The sequence below is a fragment of the Neorhizobium sp. SOG26 genome, from assembly GCF_003491345.1.
In the GTDB taxonomy this organism is placed as follows: domain Bacteria; phylum Pseudomonadota; class Alphaproteobacteria; order Rhizobiales; family Rhizobiaceae; genus Neorhizobium; species Neorhizobium turbinariae.
Genome location: NZ_CP025513.1, coordinates 445178 through 470611, shown reverse-complemented (window position 1 = coordinate 470611; position 25434 = coordinate 445178). Strand labels below are relative to the sequence as shown.

Sequence of the window (25434 nt, the reverse complement as noted above, 5' to 3'; positions counted from 1 at the left end):
GGGATTTAACGTACGTACCGACCTCCTATGAAGCTAAGCTGTTTCCGGATGTTCGAAGCTCATTTGCAGGTTGCTGGCTCATGCCACATCAAGAGAGGATGTCCCATGGTTCAGGCGGTTGCGTCGACGTCATCGCAACCATTTGCCGCTAAGTTGTTACGACGCAGGGTCCTTCGGATCACGGGTGATTTACGTTGCCTGCACATCAACACGCTTCATCTCAATTTATCCTGTCGCGATTCATGATCGCTTTTTCGCGTTGTCAGACCCGGAATATGCGATTCTGCAGGTAACAACGTTTGCTGTGGATGCCGGCGTCGGCCAAAGGCAGCGATCCGAAGCCCTGGACCTCGCCACCTTCAACCAGATGGCAGAGTTCATCTATCGTTACAGCGGCATCAAGATGCCGTCGAACAAGATCACCATGCTCGAGGGGCGCCTGCGCCGCGGTACAAAGGGTCGCACCTAGCCGACCCTGGACTTCCGGCGAGAACGCCTAAGTTAATGGTATGCCTAAGACAATGCACCAAACACCGTTGCAATCGGATGTCTCCGCCCGGAGGTCGTGGAGCTTTTCCTAAGCCTGATCCTCCGGGCCATCGACAGTTCATTTTGTCTGTTTGAATCGGCGCCTCGCCGATACCGGAGATACCGTGCTGAGATCAAGAAACTGCTATATCTGCCATCGAAGCGTCCCTCGGGCCGCCGTTCGATGCCCGTGGTGCGCGAGCACCACCACACAACGTCCGACCGTGCAAACCACGAGGTTGCCAATCTCTTCAGGGCGCCCTCGCAGGTCATCTGATCCGGATTGGGGCGCCATCGATGGGCATTGAGAAGGCGCCAGCCTCACCGGCGATGACGGCAAGAAGCGTTGTCGACGCTCCTGTCAGGAACAGCTCTACCAAGAGATCTGCAGCTTCACCTTGAACGTGACGCTTGAACGCTCGTCGCTGGGATCAGCCTGGCCTGACCCCATTAGGTGGCCCGGTTTCAGTCTTAATGTATGATCGGCTTTTCGGCCATGGCCTGGGCAGATGGCGGTGTCGATCCGGGCGGCGGCGCAGGCCAGATGGTGGCCTGCGGTGCCGGCGGTTTATATCCGAGCGATGAGTGCGGCCGCTCGGTGTTGTAGTAGCGTCGCCAAGCTTCGATGATGACCTTTGCCTCGGCGAGGCTATAGAAGATTTCACCGTTGAGCAGTTCGTCGCGAAGCTTCGAGTTGAAGCTCTCGCAGTAGCCGTTCTCCCATGGGCTTCCTGGTTCGATGAATGCGGTCTTCGCACCGACAGCAGCAATCCACTCCCGCACGGCCTTGGCGATGAACTCCGGGCCGTTGTCGGAACGAACATGACCCGGCACGCAGCGCGGGATGAACAGGTCCGACAAGACATCAATGACGTCGGTGGAGTTGAGCTTGCGATCGATGCGGATTGCCAGGCATTCCCGGGTGAACTCGTCGATGATGTTGAGCATGCGGAATTTCCTGCCATTGTGGGTGCGGCCCTCGACGAAGTCATAGGACCAGACATGGTTGGGGTGCTCCGGTCGAAGCCGGATGCACGATCCGTTATTCAGCCAGAGACGTCCTCTTTTCGGTTGCTTCTGGGGAACCTTAAGCCCCTCCCGCCGCCAGATGCGCTCGACGCGCTTGGCATTCACCGTCCAGCCTTCGCACCGCAGCATCGCGGTGATCCTGCGATAGCCATAACGGCCATAGCGGGAAGCGAGCCGGATGATGTCGGCGGTCAATGCCTCTTCATCTGGCCTGCCTCCAGGCCTCTTGCGCTGGGTCGAACGGTGCTGGCCCAGAACCTTGCAGGCGAAGCGCTCCGAGACGGAGAACTTCGCCATGACATGGTCAATGCATCGGCGGCGGCGGGAAGGGCTCAGAAGTTTCCCGAGGCAGCCTCCTTCAAAATCAGTTTCTCGAGCGTCAGGTCCGACACCGCCTTGCGAAGCCGCTCGTTCTCTTTCTCAAGGTCCTTCAGCCGCTTTACCTGGTCACCCTTCAGGCCACCGAACTCCTTGCGCCAGCGGTAATAGGTGAACTGCGTCACGCCGATCAAACGAACCGCTTCGCCAACAGATCGGCCCTGAGACAACAGAACATCGACCTGGCGCAGCTTTGCGACAATCTCTTCGGGCTTGTGCTTCTTCTGGGGCATTCCAACGTCCTCTCAAATGGCTCAATAGCCTAATTCAGGGAGGACCACTTTTCAGGGGGCAGACCATGCTGCCCGTGCGCTGGTTGATATGTCCACGGCGAGGCTTGCACAGCTTGCCAATGTCGATGTGACTCTGGTTCAGAATTCTGAGGAAGATTTCCCAGCCACCCGCTGACGTGATCAGTAAACTCAAGAACGCCCTCGAATATGCAGGAGCGGTCTTCTTGCCGGAGACGAGGGGAGGAGTGGGTGTCGGTGTCCGCTTGAAGTTTGACTGCGAAACGGCGCGGCGACTGGCCGTCCTGGAAGGTGAGGGCGGCATCGTTCGGCCTGACCGCGTTGCCTGGCCATGACGCCGCTGGCGAGCGCTGTCCCCGGCGTCAACTGACAGCCGCATCGGCGATGAAGCGTCTGCACGCAGCGATGTTCGGCGGGGGAGGATGGCAGCCCAAGAGCTGACATCCTCCAATCCTAGAGCTTTACCCCTTCCAGCAAAGCCATCAGCGAGTCGCGGTCCGCGATCGATCGTACGCGTATCGTCATCTTCTCGCTTTTGACAGGCACTTGCGGAGGTGCGCTGAACGCGATGCCCGGAGCGTTCGCTGCTGCCCATTGCTTGAAGCGGAGCAACTTGTTGGGGCCGCTGATGGGGAAGGTGCAACTGCATCTGAAAGTCATGATCATGATATCCAATCTGTCGCGCGCGATTGTGCGCATCCTCTCGCAGGAGGGCGCGGTCGCACGAATGATGAGGTGGGGTTCAAAGACCTGGCGCCGCTCTTGCACTTGCAGGTAGTGGCGCCAGGCAACTAGCCGATCTTGCAGCTAGCCCTGAAGTTCACAGATTGTATGAGCAGGAACCTGAACATGGCCGTTGTCTCGGACATCCAGCACGCAAAGTCAAACTGGGCGAGCGCGTCTTCCTGCCGCAGAGGGACCTACATCCTCCATTCGCTGAGACCTTGCAAACTCACCCAGATTATCCTCTGATCAACCAGCAGATCAATGAAGCAGCGTCGGCTACTTTCTTTTGAAAGGGACAAGGCTGAATGGAGACGTCAATGATCTCTGCCGGACAGCGTGGTGCGTCTGATGACGCCGGCAATGATCGGCATTGCAGCCGACTATTGACAAACCATCCTGCGTCATCGTGATCAGGACCCTTGCGTTAGCTATTGCTGCGGCGCTTGCGTCATTGGGGGTCGCACATCTTGCCTTCCAGACGCCCTCTCTCGAAGGACGTACCGTTACGTATGCCGTGCAGGCGAGCGATGTAACACCTCTTGGCAGGGTGGCATTGTCGCGGCCTGACGGACAGGTTGAGCAAAGTGGCGTTCTACCCTTACTCAGTGGGCCCGACGCATTCGTAGCAAGGATCGCATTGATTCGCGCGGCAAAAGTCGCGGTCGATGTGCAGTATTACATCTGGCAGCGCGACGATACCGGGCTCATTCTGCTGGATGAACTGCGTAAGGCTGCAGAACGAGGAGTGCGTGTCCGGCTTCTCCTCGATGATAACGGGATCACCGGGTTGGATGGCGATCTTGCGGCGCTAGCTGCCATGCCACAGGGGTGGAGGTCCGGCTCTTCAATCCGTTCATCCTCCGGACTATAAAGCAGCTGGGCTACGCATTCGACTTCGTCCGGCTGAACCGGAGGATGCACAACAAGTCGCTGACGGCTGACGGAGCCGTAGGCATCCTGGGTGGGCGCAGCATCGGTGACGTGTATTTCGGCTTCGGATCCGGCATCCAGTTCATCGACACGGACGTGATGGTTACCGGTGCGGTGGCTGGAGCGATAGGAGCCGATTTCGATCGTTATTGGCATAGCCGATCAGCGCATCCGTTAGATCGCGTGGTGAGCGGGAGTTCTGCTAGTGCGCTGCGCGATCTGGTTCAAGAGGCGCATACTGCAGCAAATTCGCCGGAGGGAAAACTCTACGCTGAGCGGCTGGAAAGTTCACCATTCGTAGGGCAGTTGACCGGAGGGAAGCTGGCATTCGAGTGGACCAAGGTCTATCTGGTCAGTGACGATCCAGCCAAGGGGCTGGGCGAGGCCAAGGAAAAGGATCTCCTGTTCCCGCAATTGATGAACCTGCTGTCGCATCCGTCTCGTTCGATTGATCTCGTGTCGGCCTATTTCGTTCCCGGGCGTCAGTTCACGGCCAAGCTTGAGGAACTGGCACGGAACGGCGTTCGTGTCCGAATCCTGACGAACTCACAGGCGGCAACGGACGTGACCGTCGTTCATAGCGCTTACGTAAAGTATCGGGCCGAACTTCTGCAAGCCGGCGTGGAACTCTATGAACTGAAGCCCACGTTCGGAACGGCACGTGAACCGGATACAGTCAGCCCCTCCGGGTCGTCACGCTCGTCTCTGCACTCCAAGACGCTGGCGGTGGACAAGACCCGCATCTTCGTCGGTTCTTTCAACTTCGATCCTCGCTCGCTGCTCCTCAATACAGAAATGGGCGTTGTCATAGACAGCCCCATCCTGGCCGGTTCCCTCTCGCGTGCCTTCTCGGAGCGCTTCCCGGCAGCGAGCTACATCCCCGCATTGAACGGCGGCGAGATTGTGTGGCAAGAAATAGCGGCAGACGGATCGGTCGTGCGACATGGGCAGGAGCCCGAGACGAGTTTTTTCTCGAGGTTTTCTCTTACGCTGCTTGGCCTGCTGCCAATCGAATGGCTGCTTTAGTTGAGGCGCGTTTGTGCGCCTGCGCGTCCACCAGGCTCACTGTCGCTGCCCACGGAGCTTCCTCTTTCTGTTCTTCACTGCTATCCGGGATCCTAATGTATCAGTCTATGGGCGCGCAGCGGGGAGGACGGTGCGCTCCAACAGTTGGGTTTGATGTGTACAGTATCTCTGTTGAGACAGTCATCAGTGTTCTCTATCTTGTCGCGATAGTCGTTGAAGCAATGACCGCAGCTATCGCGGCCGGTCGCAGGCAGATGGACTGGCTGGGCGTGTGTGTGCTCGGTAGCGTCACAGCACTTGGGGGTGGCTCAGTACGGGACATTTTGCTGGATCATCATCCGCTCTCATGGGTGGAGCGGCCTTACCTCCTCTTCGTCACGGGTGGAGCAGCACTTGCGACGATCGCCATTGCCAAACTGATGCCGCGACTGCGTCACCTGTTCCTCTTCCTCGATGCGATAGGGCTCGTGGTGTTTACCATCATCGGCTGCCGTATTGCGGAAGGCCTTGGTCTTCCACTGATCGTGGTGGTTGCTTCTGGCGTGATCACGGGTTGCGTGGGCGGTGTTTTGCGAGACGTACTCTGTGCTCAAGTGCCGCTGCTTTTTCGGGCAGAGCTTTACGCGACAGTTTCTGTGCTTGTCGCCTTGACCTATCTCGCCTTGATGACATCGGGCGTCGGCGAAGGTTTTGCCCTTCTGGGGGCGAGCTTGATCGGACTAGCCTTGAGAGTTGCGGCAATCCGCTTCCACTGGAGCCTACCGAAGTTCATCTACGGTGACGCCGACTATTGAGCCGAGAGGGCGCTGTTTCCGAAGCTTGAAACGCTTGTTGTTTCGGAAGCCGTGAGCCTGTGCTAGTTCGTCGTTAGCAAGAAAAGGGGGATCCTCTTGGCGCGAACATTGATCCGGCCCGGCGGTAGAAGCGAACGCATACAGCTTGCGGTACACAAAGCGGTCCGGGAGCTGACGGAAGAGCAGCTCGATCAGCATTTAACAGTGGCAATGATCGCGGCACGGGCGCAGGTGCCCCCTTCAACAATTTATCGCCGCTGGCAGACACTCCAGCAACTCCTTGCCGACGTCGCAAGCGAGCGCTTTCTGCCGGACACGCTGCCCATTGATACGGGGACCCTGGAAGGTGATCTGACGCTCTGGCTCGAGCATCTAGTGGACGACCTTTCCTCAGGGCCCGGCAATGCCTTGTTGCGTGAACGGATGACGGATGTGCGGGCTGCGCGGGTCGCAGCCGGCTATGCGTATCAGAACCTGGTCCTGCTGTGCGGTCGATGCGAGGGCCGAGGTGAACCGGCACCGATCCCCGACCGCCTCATGGACCTCCTCGTTGCCCCCGTCATCTACCGGATTTTCTTCGCAGGGCAGACGATCTCTAGCCAGTATCAGGCGGAGCTCGTCCACAACGCGCTGCAGTCGCCGATAGGCATTCGACCTTTCGATGCTCAGGCCTCCATCAAAGACTATGTCCTCTACGAGGATGGGGCTCAGTAGCCGGTCAGCAGAGTTGATGGATCCGATCCGAAGTAAGGCCTGACCCCGAGCAATGGTGCTGCACGACTGACGATCTCCTTGATCATGGGGGCTGCCGTGTAGGCCGCCAGGCGACGACCGGATTCGCCGGTCAGGGGAGCGTCGATGATCGACAGCACGACGTAGCGGGGCTCGTGCATGGGAAAGCTGCCGAGGAAGGCGTTGAAGTTCAGGTCGGTCGCGTAACGACCGTTGACGACCTTGTCGGCAGTACCGGTCTTGCCACCGACATGAAAGCCAGGCACGTCGGCGCTGCGGCCAGAACCCGTCTTGCCGTTCCAGTCGAAGAGGTGGCGCATATGTGCACTGGTCTTCTCCTGCAGGACAGGGACCGAAGCCGCAGGAGCTAGCTCCTGGTTCCGTGCCAGGAAGGTAGGCGCGATCAGCTTCCCGCCATTCACCAGTGCGGCCGCGGCGACGGCCGTCTGCAATGGTGTCGTCGCCATCCCATGACCGTAGGAGATGGTCGCAGAATTTATCTTCTTCCATACTCGAGGCTGCGTCGGTGTAGCGATCTCAGGAAGCTCTGTTTCCAGTCTTGTCAGGAGCCCCAACCGGGTGAGGAACTCCTTGTGTCCCTCAATTCCGACCATGTCGGCAATCTTCACCGTAGCGATGTTGGAAGAATAGCGGAACACTTCCGGGATCGTGAGAGGGCGGTGGCGACCGTGGAAATCGTTGATCGTAAAGCCGCCCATCCTGATCGGGCGCGACGCATCCACAATGGACCCCAAGCCGATCTTGCCGCTGTCCAGCCCCATGGCGATCGTGAAGCTCTTGATGGTCGACCCCATTTCAAAGGTCGCATTACTCATCCTGTTGAACCAGCCCTTCTCGTATTCCTTGTCAATGCTGCCGTCTGGTAATGTCCGGGATGGCTCGTTGGGGTCGTAGTCCGGCACTGATGCCATTGCCAGGACTTCTCCTGTGTGGGCATCAAGCACAACCGCGCCGGCGGCTTCCGCCTGGTACGATTTCATCGCCTTCTGAATGACGCTGCGAACGATGCTCTGGACGCGAAGGTCGATGGAGAGCCGAACCGGTTCGAGTGGTGTGTCGCCTGTCATGCCTGCCGCCATCAGGTCGGCAAGCCCCTGGCGATCGATGTAGCGCTCCATGCCTGCCAGTCCGCGGTTGTCGACGTTGACGTGGCCGAGAATGTGCGAGGCAGTGGGGCCTCCCGGGTAGAAGCGGCGCTTCTCGGGGCGGAACCCTAACCCTGGGATGCCGAGCGCGAGAATATCGGCCTGCTGTCGAGGGGTGAGTTGGCGTTTGAGCCATTGGAAAGCTGACTTGGAGCGAAGCTTGCGGTGGGTGGTGCCCCAGTCGAGGTCGGAAATCACGGTTGCGAGCTTCTCGACCACCTCGTTGGCATCCACGATCCTGATCGGCTCGGCATAGAGCGACATCATGTTGAGGTCGGTTGCAAGGAGGTCGCCGTTGCGATCGATGATGTCAGGGCGAGCCGCGGGAGGCGGGATGGCATTAATGGAATGGGTGGTTTCGGATGCTGCCAGGCCATACTGAACCAGCCGGCCTCCTATTACCAGATAGATGGCTGCAACCGAGAACATGATCAGGCCAAGCCGGTGCTTGCCCATCCGAACTTGTTGGGTGGCCCTAGCAAGAACAATAGGAGCCTCAGGACGACCACTCGCTTCCAGGCGCAGGTGCGATCGGCTCCTACGCCTGAATATATGGGAGATCGTTGCCATGCGCTGCTCCTTTCGCGTCCCGAGTCACGCTTTGGAATCCCTCCCGAGATTCGGGCCAAGGATAATTCGCGACGATTAATGCAATTGATGTTGCATTAACGGCTTACTTAATGCTTAATGAAGTCGCGCTGGGTCCTGCTTCACTGGAAACATCTCCGTGATGCCTTCTTGGTGCAGACAGCGAGTGGGAGAGAGTCGCCGTAGGCGGCCGCCGAAGGAGCAACCGCCCCGGAAACTCTCAGGCACATGGACCGTTCGCTGGAGAAGAACTCTGGAAGGTGGAGCAGTCGCTCCCGCCGAAGGTGTAAGTCACTGCTGCGTATCGGTGGTGATCAAACTCTCAGGCCGATGACAGAGGGGGCCCGCATGCTTTGCATGCTGCCAACTCTGAGGGCCTGTAATGAACCGCATATCCTGATCATCTCACATACTGGAAGCTCGCAGGTGCGACGGCCTCACGAGCTTGTCTGGAGCATGAGGGAGGTTTTGCCGATGACTCGGCGCGCCCAGAACCAGTCTGCTGCCGCAGAGCTTCGTTACTTCGCAAAAAAAACTCTCGTACAGGACCAGTGATTGTGTTTCGGCGTGGAATATTGACCCCTCTGGCGGGGTGATCGGCGTCCAATTTTGACCCCCCACCTGTTTCGTCTGACCATCCGCCTTTTGCTGGCGGATGGAGGGGGAGTTGAAGCGAGTGGATACGATTGCGCGTGTTCGTCGGGCCTTCCATGTGCAGGGGTGGTCGGTGAAGAGGATCGTCCGGGAGTTGCATGTGTCCCGCAACACGGTGCGCAAGATTCTACGATCCAATGAGACGGACTTTTCCTACGAGCGAGAGCGGCAACCTTTACCGAAGACAGGCCGGTGGAAGGCCGAGATCGAGCGCTTCCTGGCTGCGAACGAAGGCAAACCATCTCGTGAACGGTTGACGCTGATCCGGATTTACGAAGAGCTTCGGGCGCTGGGTTACAACGGCAGCTACGATGCGATCCGGCGCTATGCGAAGGGATGGTCGAAAGATCGAGGGGCTGTGACGGCGCAAGCCTACGTGCCACTCTACTACGCGCCCGGCGAGGCCTACCAGTTCGACTGGAGCCACGAGATTGTTCTGATCCAGGGCGTGACGACGACAGTGAAGGTTGCTCATGTCCGGCTCTGCCACAGCCGGATGATGTTCGCCCGCGCCTACATGCGTGAGAGCCAAGAGATGGTCTTCGATGCCCACGACAAGGCCTTCGCCTTCTTCCGTGGCACCTGCACGCGCGGCATCTACGACAACATGAGGACGGCAGTCGAGACAGTCTTCATCGGCAAGGAGCGGCTCTACAATCGCCGCTTCCTGCAGATGTGCAGCCATTACCTCGTTCATCCAGTTGCCTGCACGCCTGCATCCGGTTGGGAGAAAGGACAGGTCGAGAACCAGGTCGGCCTTGTGCGGGAGCGCTTCTTCACGCCGCGCCTCAGGGTCAAAAGCCTGGAGGAATTGAATGTCTGGCTGCTCGACAAGTGCATTGCCTATGCCAAGGCTCATAGCCATCCCGAACAGACAGCACAGACGATCTGGCAGATGTTCGAAGCTGAACGCGGCAGCCTCGTGCACTATGTGGGACCCTTCGACGGCTTCCACTGCGTGCCCGCCTCAGTGTCAAAGACCTGCACTGTCCGCTTCGACAACAACAAATACTCGGTCCTGTCGACGGCCGTCGGCCGCCCAGTTGAGGTTCATGCCTATGCGGATCGGATCGTCATCAAGCAGGATGGCGTGACGGTCGCTGAACATCAGCGCAGCTTCGGCCGTGGTGATACCGTCTATGATCCCTGGCACTATGTCCCTGTCCTTGCTCGCAAACCCGGTGCATTGCGCAACGGCGCTCCCTTCCGGGAATGGGTTTTGCCAGCCGCGATGGAGAAGGTTCGCAAACGGCTGAAGAACGTAGACGACGGTGATCGGCAGATGGTCACCATACTCGGATGTGTTCCCGCCGATGGCTTGGCGGCAGTTGAGGCTGCCTGCCAGGAAGCGCTTGATCACGGTGTCTGCTCGGCCTCGGTGATCATCAACATTCTGGCTCGAAGCCGCGATCCGGCTCCCGCTGTAACCCTGCAAATCCCGGATGCGCTTCGGCTTGCCCATGAGCCGGTCGCCGACTGCGCCCGTTACGACAGGCTCAGGAGGGCAAGTTGATGGAACGCACGCAGGTTCTCGAACTGATGAGCACGCTGAAGCTCTATGGAATGCGCAGCGCCTACGACGAGGTCATGGGAAACGGCATCAAACGGCAGCACGAGCCACCGCGCATCGTCGGTGACCTCCTGCAGTCGGAGATCGCCGAGAAGCAGGCCCGCTCAATCCGGTACCAGCTCAGCATCGCCAAGCTTCCACTCGCCAAGGATATCGACGACTTCAACTTCGATGAAACGCCCGTCAATGAATCCCTGGTCCGGGAATTGGCCACGGGCACCTTTGTCGCCGACCAGCGCAACGTCGTTCTCGTCGGCGGCACGGGAACCGGCAAGAGCCATCTGGCCATCGCAATTGCCCGCGCACTCATCCGCAACAGCACGCGCGGCCGCTTCTTCAACGTCGTTGATCTGGTCAATCGGTTGGAAACGGAAACGCGCAACGGCAAGCAGGGACGGACCGCCGATTACCTCACACGCCTTGACTTCATCATTCTCGATGAACTGGGATACCTACCGTTCGCCCAGGCCGGAGGCCAACTCCTGTTCCACCTGATCAGCAGGCTCTACGAGCGCACATCAATCATCGTAACCACGAACCTTGCCTTCGGTGAATGGCCGTCGGTGTTTGGCGATGCCAAGATGACGACGGCACTCCTCGACCGTTTGACCCACCACTGCGAGATCGTCGAAACCGGTAACGAGTCCTGGCGCTTCAAGAACCGCTCTCAAGGCTAAAGCCGAAGATAACCATCACCCGCACTTGGCCTGCCCTCTGCAACCCAGGCCAGCGCCGGGCAGGCCAAGCGCTGATCGTCTGTAGGAGGGGTCAATATTGGACGCCGATATGGAGTGCGCCCCTTGGGGTGGACAAGGATCAGGCTGCTGATTTGCCAGTCTGCCGGATGTGTTGATCCTCGAACTGTTGCGGGCTCAAATAGCCGAGCGCTGAATGGAGCCGGCGTTTGTTGTAGACCTCCTCGATGAAGTGGGGAAGGTGCTCGGTGATCTCTTCGAAGGTTTCGAAGGCCATCGGATAGACCGCCTCGACCTTCAGCGTTTTCATGAAGCTTTCGGCCTTGGCGTTGTCGTACGGATTGCCGCGGCGGCCCATCGAGCCGATCAAGCCGTTGACGGCCAGTGTCTCGCGGTAGAGCTCGGCAGCATACTGCGAGCCGCGATCCGAATGGTGGACCACGCCCGGCGGCGGCTTTCTCTGGTCAATGGCCGCCTTCAAGGCTGCCATCGTCAGCCGTGCGTCGATCGACCGACCGATGGCGTAACCGACGATCAACCGCGACCAGGCATCGAGGATGATGGCGACGTAGATGAACCGGGCCGGCAAAGCGACATAGGTGATGTCGCTGACCCAGAGCTGGTTGGGACCGCTCGGGATGATGTCCTTCGCCAAGTTCGGGAAGATCGGGCCGTCGTGGTCACTGTCGGTCGTGGCAATGAAACGTCGCTTGATCTTCGGACGCAGATCGTGTTCGCGCATGAGGCGACGGATCTTCTTGTGGTTCACGACAAGACCCTGCTGTCGCAGGGCCGCACCGACACGGCGGTAGCCGTAGAACTCGAACTCGTCGCAGATTGCGAACATCGCTTCAACGATCGCGGTGTCGTCGGCCGGCCGTTCTGGACAGTCATAATAGGTGGAGCGCGCCATTCCCATCAGCCGGCATCCTTCCGCGACGGAGATGCCGCGGGGCCGGTGATGATGGATGTAGTCCCGTTTTTCCGCCGCGGTGCGCTTTTCAGAGCCCCCTTTAGAAATTCCAGTTCCAGAGCCTGCTTGCCAACCAGCCGCTCGAGGGCGGCGATCCGGGCCTCGTATTCCTGGATGAGATCGACCGCCTGCGCATCGTCGTCGAATGCGCCTTGCTCATACTTCTGCACCCAGATGCGGATAAGGTTGCGCGACACGTCGTGGCGTTTTGCCAGACCATGCAGCGTTTCGCCGGCCAAGAATTCCTGCGCGAGCTGACGTTTGAATTCGACGCTGTGACTGCGGTGTTTTGCCATGGGTCTTCTTTCCGAAAACCCGGTAGGCCGGTCAATTCCTCATCCCGATCTGTCCACCCCAAGGGGCGCACTCCAATAAGGGGTCAACATTCCGCGCCGATTGACACCAGTGATGACATTTTCCGATCCGATCCTTTGTCGCCGCGCCTTTCTCTCTTCCCTCGGCCTTACGGTGACGGCATTGGCTACAGGCTGTGCCACACAGTCTCCCCCGCTGGTCATTGCGTCGCCGCCCTCCGTGCCGGCAGAACCTCCGATGCAGTCGATCTCGGAGAGCGCTCTCCTGATGTATCGCGCTATGCCCGAAGAACGCTTTCCGATCCCGGCGGTGGACCTCACCAAACTGGAGCCGCGTTTTCGTCGCCAGGTCGTCGACTATCCGTCCGTTGAGAAACCGGGGACCGTTATCGTCAATACGACGGAGCGGTACCTGTATCTCATACAGGAGGGTGGCACGGCCATGCGTTACGGTGTCGGCATTGGCAGGAGCGGCTTTGACTGGTCGGGTCGAGCCCACATTGCCTACAATCGCGAATGGCCAGTCTGGACACCGCCGTCCGACATGATCGCGCGCCAGCCATCACTGGAAAAGTGGCGGAATGGGCAGCCACCAGGGATCTCCAACCCGCTCGGCGCAAGGGCGCTCTATATCCACCAAGGTAACCGTGACACGCTCTATCGTCTCCACGGTACAGGCGAGGTGCATACGATCGGCAAGGCGATTTCATCTGGATGTGTCCGGCTCCTGCATCAGGACATCATCGACCTGCACGATCGCGTACGGTCTGGATCGACGATCATCGTGGCGGCTTAATATGCTGTCGTTGAAGGCCGCGGCCAATTGACAGTCGTGGCAGAGCCACTCCCATCAACCGCGTGAGATCATATCTCGACCTCACGCGATTGTCCGCTTTTCCTGCTGGAAATCTCAAAGCGGACAGTCCGCTATCGGCCCCCTTCCGTACATTCCAAATGAACCAGATGCATGATCTAGCTTGTTTTTCCGCCGGCTTGGATCCGAAGTTATGAAGGGTCGTCGGTTCGGATTCCTTCAAGAGCTTAAAAAGCTGAGCGTATGCTGGCGGCGCAAATTTTGTCTGGAACATGTCATTCAATTGCATTACCATTTCGGTTGGATACGGAGATAGTCATGGCCGGCAATGCACTTGTTCAAACGCGTATCGATGCCGAAATTCGAGATCGTGCTTCTGCCGTGCTCGAGAGCATGGGCCTCACGGTATCTGACGCGGTTCGGATCATGCTGACGCGAACTGCAAACGAGGGGGCGCTGCCTCTTGAGCTTCTTTCTGGCAGCGAAGCGCATGACGCCTGGTTTCGGACCAAGGTGCTCGAAGCGTTGAACGATACTCGGCCGGATTTATCGGACGAAGAGGTCGAGGCGCATTTTGCCAAACGCCGATCAACCGCCCGCCTTAAAGCTGGTGCGGCAGGATCGTGAAGCTTACTTGGTCTGCGTATGCGCTGTCGGACCGCGACGCCATCTTCACATACATCGAGGCAGATAATCCTGCAGCCGCTGCTCTAATCGATGAACGGATAGTCGCCGCCGTCCGTCGCTTGCTCGACTTTCCCGCCAGTGGGCGCGTGGGTAGAATTGCCGGGACACGCGAACTGGTCATCAACGGAACGCCTTATATCGCCGCCTACGCCACCACCGAGACGACAGTTCGAATTCTTCGTGTACTCCACGGCGCGCAGGAATGGCCGGAATATCTGCCGCTAAGCTGATCGACCGCGATCGCGTGGGGCCGGTGGTTTGAGTGCTTTCAAGAGCGATGGTTGCTGGCCGACGTGCATTGCAATCATTTGCCGTCAAGTCGTTTCGATGCAGGTTGTTTCGGATCACGGTGATTTACGGTGCCTGCACATCAACACGCTTCATCTCAATTTACTCTGCCGCGATTCATGATCGCCATTTCGCGTTGTCAAACCAGGAATATGCGATTCTGCAGGTAACAGCGTTTGCTGTGGATGCCGGCGCCGGCCATAGGTAGCTATCCGGCATCATGATGTATTGGGGGCCGGCGGACACTGCGGCTTTCGGCGACAAAGGGAAGCCAAGATGTCGAGGATTTCAGAGAAGCAGGGAAACGCACGCCGCGGAGGCTGCGCACCAGCACCGGGGGCGCGTTGAGCGAACAGGTGCTTTCGACGATGCCGATACAACTATTGAAGTGCGTCCTCGGGGCAGATGACGACGGCAGCTTGCAAACAAGAGAACGCCGCGTTCACTGCGAAACCCACGACTCCTTTGCGGTCTACCTGGAGTTGCCAAGCCCTCAGTGTCCGTGAGAGCGAGGAGGTGTTCAATGAGATCGCCGAAGCATGCAACGACGGTCTCTACCCATCCGGCCCAAGTGCCAGCTTGACCATGCCTACCGCCGGTCCGTCCTGCTATTTTCGCAAACGCCGTTTCATGCTGCATCTCATCTCCCACCGTTACTTCCTATCACGGCGTTCGCAGCGGAATCGGAAAAGCTACCTTCGGCACCCTACGGCGGAGGTCGCGGGCTCTGAGGGTCTCTACGAAGCCTTCACCCGTTTCAACTCCGCGTCCTACAGCCAGAAAACAACGGGCCTGGGAAGTTGACGTGGTGTCACAACAGACTTCCTTCGGAAGCAACGGGGACCGGTCGAGGGGGACCGTTAACTAATCTAGTTAGCCAGGCGGTGGTGCCGGACCATCCGCGCGATGTAGACGTGACGTACTCGGGAAAAGGCTCCTTACCGGGAGATCATAGGGTGGACGAATGCGGAAATAATTTCCGCATTCGTCCGGTGGTGCAAACAAAGGGTGGCAGCCCATCAGCAACTTCGGGAAGGCCAAGGTGCCAAGTTCGGTGGCCTGCGCGGAGGTGGACTATGCGTTAAAATTCTCGGTTTGGAGCCTGGATCAGACTCTCGAGCTTTGTAGGCAGGTCCTCGCGTTGAAGACTCCTGAGATCCTGGGTTGATGAAATAGCTCAACCGAACGAGCGGCCCGAGCGACTTGTAGTGGCGAGGCTGCCAGTCTGTTCTAAGTGTAAGAACCGACATCCGTGCTATTGTGCGCCGCCGACCATAGTCATCACCGATGATCAGTTGTCCCGATCTTCCGCGCCTAGCTACCTGGCAACAGCTTCTTCGATGAGAGTTATCTGTCGCACCAGCTTGAATTGGAGAAGCTGGACCCTCTGATCTACGATCATGTCATCTCCGAAGAGCGGGTCGATCCGCTGAAAATCCTTTTTGCCGACGACACTCCGCGAAATATCGATGCAGCCAATCAGCGAGGTTGGGCGCTCTGCATCCACCATGTATCAGTGCGAGATACCGTCGCGAAGATCGAACGTCTTGTCGACAATCAGGTTGGCTATGAGCGGCCTTTCGTCTGCTCGCCTTTTAGTGGCAATCGCTGAGGAGGCAGGTTACGGCTCGCAAACTCGAAATGACCATTCGGCAGCTGCCTCTTAGCATTGCTGGCACTCCGATTACCTACCTGACGCCGTCGGGAGCTCGATGTGAGGCAGAACGCGTAAGACGAGTCGTTCAAAGACGCCGTTGCGAACCCGTATTACCGCTATTTCGTTCGACTCTGACAACCGCCTAACTATGACGCGCACGGCAGCTTTGGGCCGATCTAGGCTAGCGGGCACGCCAGACTACCGGAAAGAAGTGTTCGCTCGGCACGGACCATCGGATTGACCGCTCTGGGCCGCGTAGCGACGGGATGCGCTACCATTTCTCTGCCCGATGGAGGGACCCGGCGGGAGGAGCGGTGGAGGTTATGGCATACCACTGCGCCTTCGAAATCCGTGGAAAAAGGAATGTTGTGGGCCAGAAGAACAGTCAAGGGACGTTGCAGCCCCCTACAGGACGATTTGTGTCGTCTAAGTGACACCGCAGCCAAGCCTTCTAAAACTAACGAAGCCGTACTTGACTCCATTTGTCATATTTGAAATCTGATCCCTAATACATGAGGGGATTCATCATGATTAAGCCTGCATTTCGGCGTCAAAACCTGGTTCTTCTTACGGGCGCGTTACTCGCGCTCCACACAGGATGTGCGCTAAGTCAGGAGGCCTCGGCCGAACTGGAGACCATTGTTCTCGAAGCGGAGAGCGACGCCATTCTGGTGCAGGAGGGTTATGTCGGCAAATCGGACCGGATCGGAACGAAGACCGATACGCCGCTGGTCGAGATCCCGCAGTCGGTGTCGGTGGTGACGCAGGACCAGATCGAGGACCAGAGGCCGCGGACGCTGAACGAGGCGCTGACCTATACCGCAGGTGCCAATCCCAACACCTTCGGTTTCGATACCCGCTACGATGCTTTCTACCTGCGTGGTTTCCCCGCCTACTACAACGGTATGTTCCGCGACGGGCTCCGGCAGTTTAACGGCCCTTCCGCATGGCTGCGGACAGAACCCTATGGCCTTGAAGGCATCACCGTTCTCAAGGGTCCGGCGTCCTCCCTCTACGGCGTCAGCGGTCCCGGCGGCATCGTCAACATGGTAACCAAGCGCCCGAAGGACGAGGCGTTCCGTGAGATCGAAGTCGGCATCGGACAGGACAACCGCTACCAGGCCGGTATTGATTTGTCGGGTCCCGTCAGTGAAGACGAGTCGCTTCTTTACCGGCTCACGGCGATGGGCCGAAAGAGTGACACGGAGCTGGACGGATATCCGGATGACAAGTTCTATATCGCGCCGGCCTTCACCTGGAAGCCTGACGAGGACACCAAGTTCACGATCCTGACGGAATACTCCAAGGCTCGTACCGGCGGCACCGCCTTCTTCTACCAGCCTGTCTACGGCGAGGTGACTGATATCTATGGCGGCGATCTTGGCTGGAATGACTTCGATCAGACCCAGGGGCGCATCGGTTACGAGTTCGAGCACCGGCTGAACGAGGTCGTGACGCTACGACAGAACCTGCGTTTCAGCGCTGTCGATGCTGATCTTCAGTACAGCGGCCTCTATGGTGCGGTTCCAACGCGCTACTGGGGTTACTATGAAGAGGACATGAAGAACTTCGCCGTCGACAACATGGCGCAGTTCGAGTTCGATACAGGCTCCGTCAGCCATACGGCCGTGACGGGTGTTGACTACAACTGGTCCGACTATTCCGCCTACAGCGCCGTCTCCTACACCACGCTTGCTGATCTTGAGGTCGCGAACCCGCCGTTCTCCGGTAGCCAGAAGAGCAATATGGTCGGCATCTACCTCCACGACCAGATGAAGTGGGACGACCTAACGCTGTTTGCGAGCGCACGATATGACTGGGTCAAAACGGATGCGATCGACAGCGCGTTCCAGAGGACGGAGCAGACGGACAGTGGCTTCTCCGGACGGATCGGCCTTTCGTATCGCACAGAATTGGGGCTCATCCCCTATGCCAGCTACTCGACGTCGTTCTCGCCTAATGTCGGCTTTGTCTACGATGACCCGAGCACCAACGATAATCGCGTCGCCGATCCCACGATCGGCAAACAGAAGGAGATTGGCGTCAAGTATGAGGTTCCTGACACCAATGCAGTGCTGAGCGCGGCTGTCTTCGACATCGACCAGAAGGACGGCGTCGTTTTCGACACGTCGAGCGGCATCAACAAGCAGGTCCAGCGTGACCTCAACTCACGAGGTATCGAGCTTGAGGCCACCGCCTCCTTCGACAACGGATTCAGCCTAGTCGCATCCTACACTTACATGCGCATGAAGATCGAGAAGGGTGCGGCCGGCACGGAAGGCAACGAGCTTTCGGCCACGCCGAACCATATTGCCGCACTTTGGGGACACTATCTCGTTGAAACGGGGCCGCTTCAGGGACTCGGGATGGGGGCTGGTCTGCGTTACGTCGGCAAGAGCTACGGTGACGACGAGAACAGCTTTGACAACGACGCCCGCGTCTTTGCCGATGCCGCGATCTCTTACGACTTCGGCTACCGCAACCCTGATCTTCAAGGCCTGACGCTGCAGGTCAACGCCAAGAACCTGTTCGACACGAAGAAGCCGATGTGCTCGGCGGGCTCATGTTACTGGGACGAGGGCCGCACGATCTATGGTAGCCTCCGTTACCGGTTCTGATGGCGATGACGAAGGTACAGAAACCGGGGACGCTACTTGCTGGCATTACCGGCCTATACATTGCCCAGAGCGTCATCGGCGGGGTCACCTGGACGAGCCTTCCCGCCGTCATGCGCGAGGCGGGCGTTTCCCTTGATCGGATCGGGCTCGTCTCGCTGATTGCCCTGCCTTGGGTGCTTAAATTCCTATGGGCCCCTATGGTCGAGCGCTACCGCCTGCCCAGGAATGGCGGCAACCGCTCCGGAACGATCGTCATCTTCGGTGGCCTGGCCTCGGCGGTCGGCCTGATCGCTGCAGGTGTATTGGATCCCGCCAACTGGATGTCGCTGTTTGCCGTTCTGGTCGTCGTTGCCTTCGCCGCCTCGACCGTCGACATCGCCTGCGATGGCTTTGCCGTGCAAAGCCTGGCCCAGAAACACCATGGTTGGGCGAATGCAGCACAAGTTGGTGGGGCCTATTTGGGATCCGCCGTGGGTGGAGGGCTTTTCCTCTACCTCGTTGGCACGTCGAATTGGCAGATCGCCGCCTGGTCCATGGCGGCCCTTGTCGTGCTTCTCGGCCTGCCGTTTCTGTTTGTCGCAGCCAGGGTGCCGACGGAGCAAAGCCGCGAGCACGTGCCGTCACTTCTCCACTCGCTACGGCGGCCAGCCTTACGACAGGGTCTCTTCGCGGCCGCCATCTTCGTTGTCGCTCTCAAAGTTTCACTTGGGATGATCGGGCCGTTCCTTGTTGATGCAGGCGTCAATCTTGCCACCATCGGTATACTCAATGGTACCGGGAGCCTCGTCATCGGCTCGGCCGCAGCGATCTTCGGAGGGGCATGCGTCAGAGCATGGGGAACGAAGCCAGTGCTGATCCTTGCGCTGATACTGCAGGCGTCATTGCTGTCGCTTCTCGCAGTGTCCCGCACAACAGAAGCGCTCCCGGTCTCAGTCATCATGATTATCGCAATCGCCAGCAGCTCAGGTGTAATGGCGTTCGGATTTGTCGCCCTCTACGCACAGTTCATGCGCTTGTCCGATCCCCGCCAGGCGGGTGTCGACTTCACGCTGTTTCAGTGCGCTGATGCGGCGGTGAGCATTGTAGGTGGCGTGATAGCAGGTCAGATCGCCGAAGCTCTCGGCTACGGTATCTTCTTTTCTGCAGCCGCCGCCCTGGCATTGGGCGCAGTGCCATTGATTGCGAGTGTGGCGAAGCGAGAGACCCCTGGCGTGGGTGCCTCGAATGACACTCATGCACCACCCGAATCTGTGAGATCAACGTTCAGGTAGGACAAAGCGCGAAGTCGCTCCCTACTCTGAGGCTCTTCAGGAAACCACTGATGGATACAATGCAAACGTACAGGCTTTCCGGCGTTGCCGTGCCCAAGGACCCCCGATCTATGCTTGACGAAATCTGCGAGCATTTTGTCGAGCACTCTGACGTGCAACGAACGGAAAAGTCGGTGCTCCTCCAGAACGACATCGGAACAGCCAATATCACGCTTGCTGATCAGCGGCTGTTGATCGAGTTGGCCTGTCCGTCGGAGGAGGCGCTGCATCTCACCCGCAACATGATTGCGGAGCACCTTTTCTACTTTGCCAATGAGGAGCCGTTCGAGCTTTCCTGGGTAAATGCGGCAGAGGTTTCGAGGCTGCCGAATTTGCATGAGGCTACCGTTGTTTCGGCTGAAGACGTGACGCCGCGTATGCGCCGGGTGAAAGTCGCTTGTCAGGACGTCACACCGTTCATCGGTGGCGATGTCCATGTTCGCGTCCTTGTTCCCCCGAAAGGAAGGTCGCCAGTTTGGCCAGGTCTAGGCGATGATGGGCGCATAGCATGGCCCGAGGGTGAGGACGAGATAACAGCACGCGTCTACACCATCCGTGCGGTTGATCCTGACCGCCGAGAATTGTGGATAGACTTCCTCCAGCATCCTGCTCCAGGAGTGACGACTCCGGGTGCTGACTTTGCTCGCGACGCACGACCTGGAGACAAGATAGCTTTGATCGGGCCTGGCGGAAGCCTTCCGAAGGCCGACAACCTGCTTCTCGCTGGTGACGAGACTGCTCTTCCAGCGATTGCACGCATCGCCGCCGAAGCTCCTGCTGAATGCTCCATCAAGGCGATCATTGAGGTTGAAGACGAGGACGAGGAGCAGCCACTACCAAGCAAGGCCGCAATCGAGGTCCACTGGCTGCACCGTAAGACCTACCTCGAAGAGAACTCGGAGAGGCTCCAGCACACGGTCAAGTCGGCGATCGCCACAAGTACACCTGGAACCTACACCTGGGTAGCGTGCGAGAAGTCCGACGCCCGTACTATACGCTCGTATCTCAAGGAACGGGGCCAAGACCGCAAGAGCCAGAGCGTGGCCTGGTATTGGGAGCGTGGGAAAGCGTCTCACTAACAAAAGCGGTCTGGATGCGCTTATCGCTGACCCAACCCCGGCTTCACTCGCTTTCTTTGAACATGATAAAGAGTAGGTCTCACCCTCATTGCTCTGTCCGCTTTGGGCCGACACTGGACTAACAAGGCAGGATCGTTGGTTCGAATTCCCATCAACTGCACAGGCTATATGCTCAGAGGTCAGCTCAGACCGTCACTTGCTCGCCGATCTCAACCACACGGTTCGCGGGAAGCCGAAAGTGATCGGACGGGTCAATGCCGAGGCCCGAGAGTGCGATGTAGAGCCGGTCCTGCCACCGCGGCAAATCCGAGTTCGGGTCGGCGATCAACGTACGCCGCCCAATATAGAACGACGTGTTCATGATCTCAAACTTCAACTCCGTGCGCTTCTTACAGATCGCCAGCGCTTTGGAGACGTTCGGCTGCTCCATGAAGCCGAAGCACAACTCCAGCTTGGAGAACCTGTCGCTGATCGGTGTGATGGTGGCGCGGTGGTCGTCAGAGACATAGGGCTTGTCGGAGGTCCTGACCGTAAGGATCACGTTCTTCTGGTGAAGGACGTGGTTGTGCTTGATGTTATGAAGGAGAACCGCGGGCGTCGTGTCGCCATGACTGGTCAGGAAGACGGCCATCCCCGGGACGGTGGCGGGAGGATGTGCCGACTTCTCAAAGGAGCGGATGAAGGACTCCAGCGGAAGCTCGTTGCGCGCGGTTTTCTCACGCAGTATTCGCGAGCCACGCGTCCAGGTCCACATGATCACCATGATGGCCAGCGCCAGCAGTACGGGTACCCAGCCGCCGTCGTGGATCTTGAAGAGGTTCGCTGCGAGGAAGACCGACTCCAGCACGAGCAGCGGCAGCAGGACGGCAGCAGCGGCAAGCGTGTTCCAGCCCCAGACCGAGCGCAGGTACTGGAAGGACATCAGCGTCGTCACCACCATCGCGCCAGTGACGGAGATGCCGTACGCGGTCGCCAGAGACTCCGAGTTGCCAAACGAGAAGATCAGCACGATCACGCCGACGAAGAGCAGGGCATTCACCGCTGGCACGTATATCTGTCCGGTGTTTGTCTCGGACGTGAAGGTGATGAGGAGGCGGGGCAGGAAGCCCAGATGAACCGCCTGACGTGCGAGTGAGAAGGCTCCGGTGATGACGGCCTGGCTGGCGATGATGGTCGCCATTGTGGCGAGGATGACCATCGGCAGCAGCGCCCAGTCGGGATAGAGAAGGTAGAAGGGACTGTGGATCGTCTCAGGGTGACCAAGTACCAGGGCGCCTTGGCCGAGGTAGTTCAGCGCAAGCGCTGGGAAAACCAACATAAACCAGGCCACGCTGATCGGCTTGCGGCCGAAGTGGCCGAGGTCGGCGTAAAGAGCTTCGGCTCCAGTGACGGTCAGAAAGACTGCCCCGAGAACAATCAGGCCAGCCCACCCTGCATGGGTGATAAACCACAAGGCGTTGATCGGGTTCAGCGCCTGGAGGATAGTCCAATCGTCGCCGATATGGATCAGGCCTCCCCAGGCCATGGCGAGGAACCAGACTACGGTGATCGGGCCGAAGAACTTCGCAACAGCGCCTGTTCCCTTCCTCTGGATAGCGAAGAGGCCGACCATGACGGCAGCCGAGAGAGGCAGCACATAGTTGGTGAAGGCTGGTGTCACCAGCTTCATTCCTTCCAGCGCCGACATTACCGAAAGGGCCGGGGTGATCATAGCGTCGCCGATGAATAGTGCCGATCCGATTAGGCCTGCAAAAAACAGGATAGGCATGTAGCTGCCAGTCTGTTTCATCAGAAGTGCCAGAAGGGAAAGCGTGCCGCCTTCACCATCGTTGTCCGCCCGCAGAAGGAACAGGACGTACTTGAAGGTGACGATGATGGTTAGCGTCCAGACCATCAGAGAGATAAGGCCGATCACTTCCTGCTGCTGCACGCCATCGTCGGAGAACGGCCGCAGCGCCTCACGGAAGGCATAGAGCGGGCTGGTGCCGATATCGCCGTAGACGACGCCGATGGAGCCGACGAGAAGAACGAGGAACTTGCGCGTCTCGGACGGCGATTCGGATGAGGCATGCACTGCGGTCATGGATTCTCCAGGTGCGGCCTGACGCCGGCGGCGCGATATATGATCATTCTCTGGTGCTAGCAATCGTCAAGAAAGTAGAGCGGCCCGTCGCGATCTAAGATCTCCACTTTGCCGCCATAGGCGACGCTCGGCGCGGCAGCTTGCAATGCGGTCAGAACGAGGCCGCTCCCGTGACGCCTCAGTTTATTTCGCCCTCCGATCCGGCTGCCCAGTGGACCGGAGCCCCTGAAGGCACGAGCATGAACGCGTCTGATTGAACGTGAAACTTCTCTAAGATCTCTACAGCCGACCCGCAAAACCAGGTGCCGAGCAACAATGGGAGCTGGAAATGGCATGGAAACATAGTTCTCGAACAGCATCGCTTCCTCAAGGCTGCCCATCGTCCGAAACAGGCACCGCTAACCTCGAGCGATCCCATGGAAAAAACTGCCGCTGACATTGCCGCGCCGGCCGCCCGAGACGCCGATCGAATTCCCTAAGCCATCAACGATCAGCGCAAGCGGCTCATCGTCTCCAGGATATATAACGCGGGAATAGTGGAATTCGTGGCCACGGATGACGTGCCCCTTACAACCGATAGCGGTGTCTGAAAGCAAAGTCGCTTGTCGGTAGCCAAGGTTCATTTTTCGGCTCGCAAAACTGGTCTGATGCGAAAGGAGGCCGGTCATCCTATGCATTTCGCCGTTTGCGTCCTCTAATGAAGCTCCAAGTACCATGTATCCACCGCACTCGCCATGAACCGGCCGAGTGTCGGCAAAAGATATAAGGCCGTTCCTGAACGTCTCTGCAACGGCAAGACGACCAGCATGCAGTTCAGGGTATCCGCCAGGAAGCCAGCAAACGTCGCAGTCCTTAGGTGGCGCTTCATCCGCAAGTGGCGAGAAGGGAACAATTTCAGCACCAGCGGAGCGCCAATGGCGCGCGACGTGTGGGTAAACGAAGGTAAAGGCCGCATCCTGGGCAACGGCAATCCGCTGACCCGGTGGGGGGATGGCGTGATCGGAGGAGCCTTTTGGCGGGTCGAACGGTGCGGCTGCCAAAAACACCGCCTCCAAGTCTATGGACGCCTCCATGGCGTCCGCCAACCGATCGATGTGTGTGTTCATCTCCGGATGCTCGGTTGCCTGAATTAGGCCTAGATGGCGCTCTGGCAGTATAAGGCTCGGGTCACGGAAGACCGATCCAAGAGTCGGGAGGCCAATGCGGGTGATGGCGTCAGTACAAAGTGTCCTGTGGCGCTCGCTGCCGATCCGATTAAGCACGCACCCGGCTATCCTGATCGCCGGATCGTAGTGTGCAAAACCGTAAGCGATGGCGGCTGCCGTTTGTGATTGCCCCGAAACATCGAGAACCAGTAGTACCGGAGTTCCGAACAGTGCAGCGAGATCTGACGCCGCACCAGAACGGTTCGGCTCGCCGCGTATCCCGTCGAAAAGACCCATAGCGCTTTCGATGATCAGCAGGTCAGCATCCGAAGCCTGTTCCGTTGCGAGATGAGAAAGGAGTGACGGGTGCATGGCCCAGCTATCGAGGTTGAGAGCAGGATGACCTGTTGCCGCTTCGTGAAAGCCCGGATCGATGTAATCGGGTCCGCTCTTCACGCCCCGTACCTTCACGCCGTTCCTCGCAAAAGCACGAAGCAGGCCCACGGTGACGCTGGTCTTTCCAGAGCCGGAGCGTGGCGCACCAACAATAATCGCGCGTGGTGTCAAGAGCGTTGACCGGGTGTTAGAAGCTTGCGTACTGGCACAATATCACCGATGACGATAAGTGCAGGAGCGGCAAAATCCTGTCGCCGCACTTCGGCTTCGACCGTTTCGAGCTTGGCGAGCAAGATCCGCTCATCGGGAGTAGATACCGCCATCAGTACGGCAACTGGCGTCTGAGCCGCCATGCCTCCCTCCATCAAAAGCCGACTGATCTCTCCGATCATCTTTAGACCCATATAGACGACGATCGGTTCGCCCAGTCTCGCAAGGGCGTGCCAGTCGAGATCATCTTCAGAGCCGGCGGCGTGACCGGTAGTGAACGTAATGGAGCGACTTATACCTCTCATGGTGGCCGGGATGCGCGCAGAGGCGAGTGCTGCAATTGCAGAAGTCATGCCTGGCAGAATACGACACGGTATGCCAGCCTGGACAAGCGCCTCTGCTTCCTCTCCACCCCGGCCGAAGATGAAGGGATCTCCTCCTTTGAGCCTCAACACCTTCTTGCCCGACCGCGCGAGCCGGATCAGCGTGGAGGTAATGTTGTCTTGGGTTTCCGATGGCTTGCCACCCCGCTTTCCGGCAAAATGCAGTTCCGCGGAACCGGTGGCGAGTGCGAGAACTTCAGGGGAGACAAGCGCGTCATAAACAATGCTGTCTGTTTTTGACAACGCGTCTGCAACTTCCAGCGTAAGGTAGCGCGGATGACCTGGACCTGCTCCCGCAAGCCAGACATGCCCGGGCTCAAAAGCTGGGTCGGATGCGGAGATGGTTGCGAGTGTATCTATTAAGTTCATGCGGCAACCTTTTGCCAATGACGCGGATCGGCTGCAAGGAT

Annotated in this window: 19 protein-coding genes, 1 pseudogene and 1 riboswitch; of the genes and pseudogenes, 13 read left to right on the top strand and 7 right to left on the bottom strand. The window is 58.5% G+C overall.

The genetic code is table 11. The annotated features are described in order from the left end of the window. Positions 1–184: 184 nt before the first annotated feature. Positions 185–469: a hypothetical protein gene (locus tag CYG48_RS22715; RefSeq protein ID WP_245450637.1), complete on the top strand. Its 285-nt coding sequence runs from the start codon at positions 185–187 to the stop codon at positions 467–469. A 530-nt stretch (positions 470–999) separates the two neighbouring features. On the opposite strand, the gene CYG48_RS18755 is transcribed toward CYG48_RS22715, so the two are convergent. After that, a protein-coding gene (locus CYG48_RS18755; protein ID WP_118852067.1) for an IS3 family transposase occupies positions 1000–2168 on the bottom strand; the annotation gives its coding sequence in 2 pieces (ribosomal slippage) (positions 1000–1904 and positions 1904–2168; 1170 coding nt in all). A gap of 1659 nt (positions 2169–3827) precedes the next feature. On the opposite strand from CYG48_RS18755, the gene CYG48_RS18735 reads away from it, so the two are divergent. The 3 genes from CYG48_RS18735 to CYG48_RS18725 all read left to right on the top strand — a co-directional run bounded on the left by CYG48_RS18735 (position 3828) and on the right by CYG48_RS18725 (position 6376). Then, positions 3828–4868, top strand: a complete 1041-nt coding sequence (locus tag CYG48_RS18735; protein ID WP_118852065.1) for a phospholipase D-like domain-containing protein — start codon at positions 3828–3830, stop codon at positions 4866–4868. 221 nt (positions 4869–5089) lie between these two features. Beyond that, positions 5090–5662: a trimeric intracellular cation channel family protein gene (locus CYG48_RS18730; protein WP_245450605.1), complete on the top strand. Its 573-nt coding sequence runs from the start codon at positions 5090–5092 to the stop codon at positions 5660–5662. Between the two features lie 96 nt (positions 5663–5758). After that, entirely contained in the window at positions 5759–6376 is a 618-nt protein-coding gene (locus CYG48_RS18725) for a TetR-like C-terminal domain-containing protein (RefSeq protein WP_118852064.1), read from the top strand. Here the strand turns inward: CYG48_RS18725 and CYG48_RS18720 are convergent. Further along, positions 6370–8130, bottom strand: a complete 1761-nt coding sequence (locus CYG48_RS18720) for a peptidoglycan D,D-transpeptidase FtsI family protein (RefSeq protein WP_118852063.1) — start codon at positions 8128–8130, stop codon at positions 6370–6372. The genes CYG48_RS18725 and CYG48_RS18720 overlap by 7 nt on opposite strands. 175 nt (positions 8131–8305) lie before the next feature. Continuing rightward, positions 8306–8394: riboswitch (glycine riboswitch) on the top strand. A 421-nt stretch (positions 8395–8815) separates the two neighbouring features. Between CYG48_RS18720 and istA the strand changes: the two are divergent. Then, positions 8816–10309 (top strand): annotated as a pseudogene (istA, locus tag CYG48_RS18715) (IS21 family transposase); the annotation flags it as partial. Positions 10310–10314: 5 nt separating this feature from the next. Continuing rightward, a complete protein-coding gene (istB, locus tag CYG48_RS18710) occupies positions 10315–11049 on the top strand; it encodes an IS21-like element helper ATPase IstB (protein ID WP_118849513.1) in 735 nt (244 codons plus the stop codon). Positions 11050–11188: 139 nt separating this feature from the next. On the opposite strand, the gene CYG48_RS18705 is transcribed toward istB, so the two are convergent. Together CYG48_RS18705 and CYG48_RS18700 are read right to left on the bottom strand one after the other, a co-directional pair. Beyond that, positions 11189–12013 carry an IS3 family transposase gene (locus CYG48_RS18705; protein ID WP_245450493.1) on the bottom strand — a complete coding sequence of 275 codons (825 nt, stop codon included), beginning with the start codon at positions 12011–12013 and terminating at the stop codon, positions 11189–11191. After that, positions 11986–12336, bottom strand: coding sequence for a transposase (locus CYG48_RS18700; RefSeq protein ID WP_118849511.1), 351 nt, complete (start codon positions 12334–12336; stop codon positions 11986–11988). Before CYG48_RS18700 ends, CYG48_RS18705 begins: the two co-directional genes overlap by 28 nt. A gap of 256 nt (positions 12337–12592) precedes the next feature. Between CYG48_RS18700 and CYG48_RS18695 the strand changes: the two genes are divergently transcribed. From CYG48_RS18695 to CYG48_RS18665, 7 genes are all read left to right on the top strand, one after another. After that, positions 12593–13150: a L,D-transpeptidase gene (locus tag CYG48_RS18695; protein WP_245450604.1), complete on the top strand. Its 558-nt coding sequence runs from the start codon at positions 12593–12595 to the stop codon at positions 13148–13150. 336 nt (positions 13151–13486) lie between these two features. After that, on the top strand, positions 13487–13795 hold the full coding sequence (locus CYG48_RS18690) for a type II toxin-antitoxin system RelB/DinJ family antitoxin (RefSeq protein ID WP_118852061.1): 309 nt from the start codon (positions 13487–13489) through the stop codon (positions 13793–13795). Further along, entirely contained in the window at positions 13792–14085 is a 294-nt protein-coding gene (locus CYG48_RS18685; protein WP_118852060.1) for a type II toxin-antitoxin system RelE/ParE family toxin, read from the top strand. Before CYG48_RS18690 ends, CYG48_RS18685 begins: the two co-directional genes overlap by 4 nt. A gap of 1409 nt (positions 14086–15494) precedes the next feature. Then, positions 15495–15755, top strand: a complete 261-nt coding sequence (locus CYG48_RS18680; protein ID WP_118852059.1) for an HAD-IA family hydrolase — start codon at positions 15495–15497, stop codon at positions 15753–15755. Positions 15756–16327: 572 nt separating this feature from the next. Beyond that, entirely contained in the window at positions 16328–18418 is a 2091-nt protein-coding gene (locus CYG48_RS18675) for a TonB-dependent siderophore receptor (RefSeq protein ID WP_118852058.1), read from the top strand. Further along, a complete protein-coding gene (locus tag CYG48_RS18670; protein ID WP_118852057.1) occupies positions 18418–19689 on the top strand; it encodes an MFS transporter in 1272 nt (423 codons plus the stop codon). Before CYG48_RS18675 ends, CYG48_RS18670 begins: the two co-directional genes overlap by 1 nt. 50 nt (positions 19690–19739) lie before the next feature. Then, positions 19740–20807: a DUF2218 domain-containing protein gene (locus CYG48_RS18665; RefSeq protein WP_118852056.1), complete on the top strand. Its 1068-nt coding sequence runs from the start codon at positions 19740–19742 to the stop codon at positions 20805–20807. A 184-nt stretch (positions 20808–20991) separates the two neighbouring features. On the opposite strand, the gene CYG48_RS18660 is transcribed toward CYG48_RS18665, so the two are convergent. From CYG48_RS18660 to cobA, 3 genes are all read right to left on the bottom strand, one after another. Further along, positions 20992–22890, bottom strand: coding sequence for a potassium transporter Kup (locus tag CYG48_RS18660; RefSeq protein ID WP_118852055.1), 1899 nt, complete (start codon positions 22888–22890; stop codon positions 20992–20994). A 398-nt stretch (positions 22891–23288) separates the two neighbouring features. Beyond that, on the bottom strand, positions 23289–24602 hold the full coding sequence (locus CYG48_RS18655) for a cobyrinate a,c-diamide synthase (protein ID WP_118852054.1): 1314 nt from the start codon (positions 24600–24602) through the stop codon (positions 23289–23291). Further along, entirely contained in the window at positions 24599–25393 is a 795-nt protein-coding gene (gene cobA / locus CYG48_RS18650; RefSeq protein ID WP_118852053.1) for a uroporphyrinogen-III C-methyltransferase, read from the bottom strand. Before cobA ends, CYG48_RS18655 begins: the two co-directional genes overlap by 4 nt. Positions 25394–25434: the final 41 nt, after the last annotated feature.

What these genes read in the sequence shown, in the direction of transcription:
- istB (WP_118849513.1), top strand. Translation starts at nt 10,315, where the DNA reads ATGGAACGCACGCAGGTTCTCGAACTGATGAGCACGCTGAAGCTCTAT.
- CYG48_RS18660 (WP_118852055.1), bottom strand. Translation starts at nt 22,890, where the DNA reads ATGACCGCAGTGCATGCCTCATCCGAATCGCCGTCCGAGACGCGCAAG.
- CYG48_RS18730 (WP_245450605.1), top strand. Translation starts at nt 5,090, where the DNA reads ATGACCGCAGCTATCGCGGCCGGTCGCAGGCAGATGGACTGGCTGGGC.
- CYG48_RS18695 (WP_245450604.1), top strand. Translation starts at nt 12,593, where the DNA reads ATGCAGTCGATCTCGGAGAGCGCTCTCCTGATGTATCGCGCTATGCCC.
- CYG48_RS18700 (WP_118849511.1), bottom strand. Translation starts at nt 12,336, where the DNA reads ATGGCAAAACACCGCAGTCACAGCGTCGAATTCAAACGTCAGCTCGCG.
- CYG48_RS18690 (WP_118852061.1), top strand. Translation starts at nt 13,487, where the DNA reads ATGGCCGGCAATGCACTTGTTCAAACGCGTATCGATGCCGAAATTCGA.
- CYG48_RS18735 (WP_118852065.1), top strand. Translation starts at nt 3,828, where the DNA reads ATGCACAACAAGTCGCTGACGGCTGACGGAGCCGTAGGCATCCTGGGT.
- cobA (WP_118852053.1), bottom strand. Translation starts at nt 25,393, where the DNA reads ATGAACTTAATAGATACACTCGCAACCATCTCCGCATCCGACCCAGCT.
- CYG48_RS18720 (WP_118852063.1), bottom strand. Translation starts at nt 8,130, where the DNA reads ATGGCAACGATCTCCCATATATTCAGGCGTAGGAGCCGATCGCACCTG.
- CYG48_RS18670 (WP_118852057.1), top strand. Translation starts at nt 18,418, where the DNA reads ATGGCGATGACGAAGGTACAGAAACCGGGGACGCTACTTGCTGGCATT.
- CYG48_RS18675 (WP_118852058.1), top strand. Translation starts at nt 16,328, where the DNA reads ATGATTAAGCCTGCATTTCGGCGTCAAAACCTGGTTCTTCTTACGGGC.
- CYG48_RS18665 (WP_118852056.1), top strand. Translation starts at nt 19,740, where the DNA reads ATGGATACAATGCAAACGTACAGGCTTTCCGGCGTTGCCGTGCCCAAG.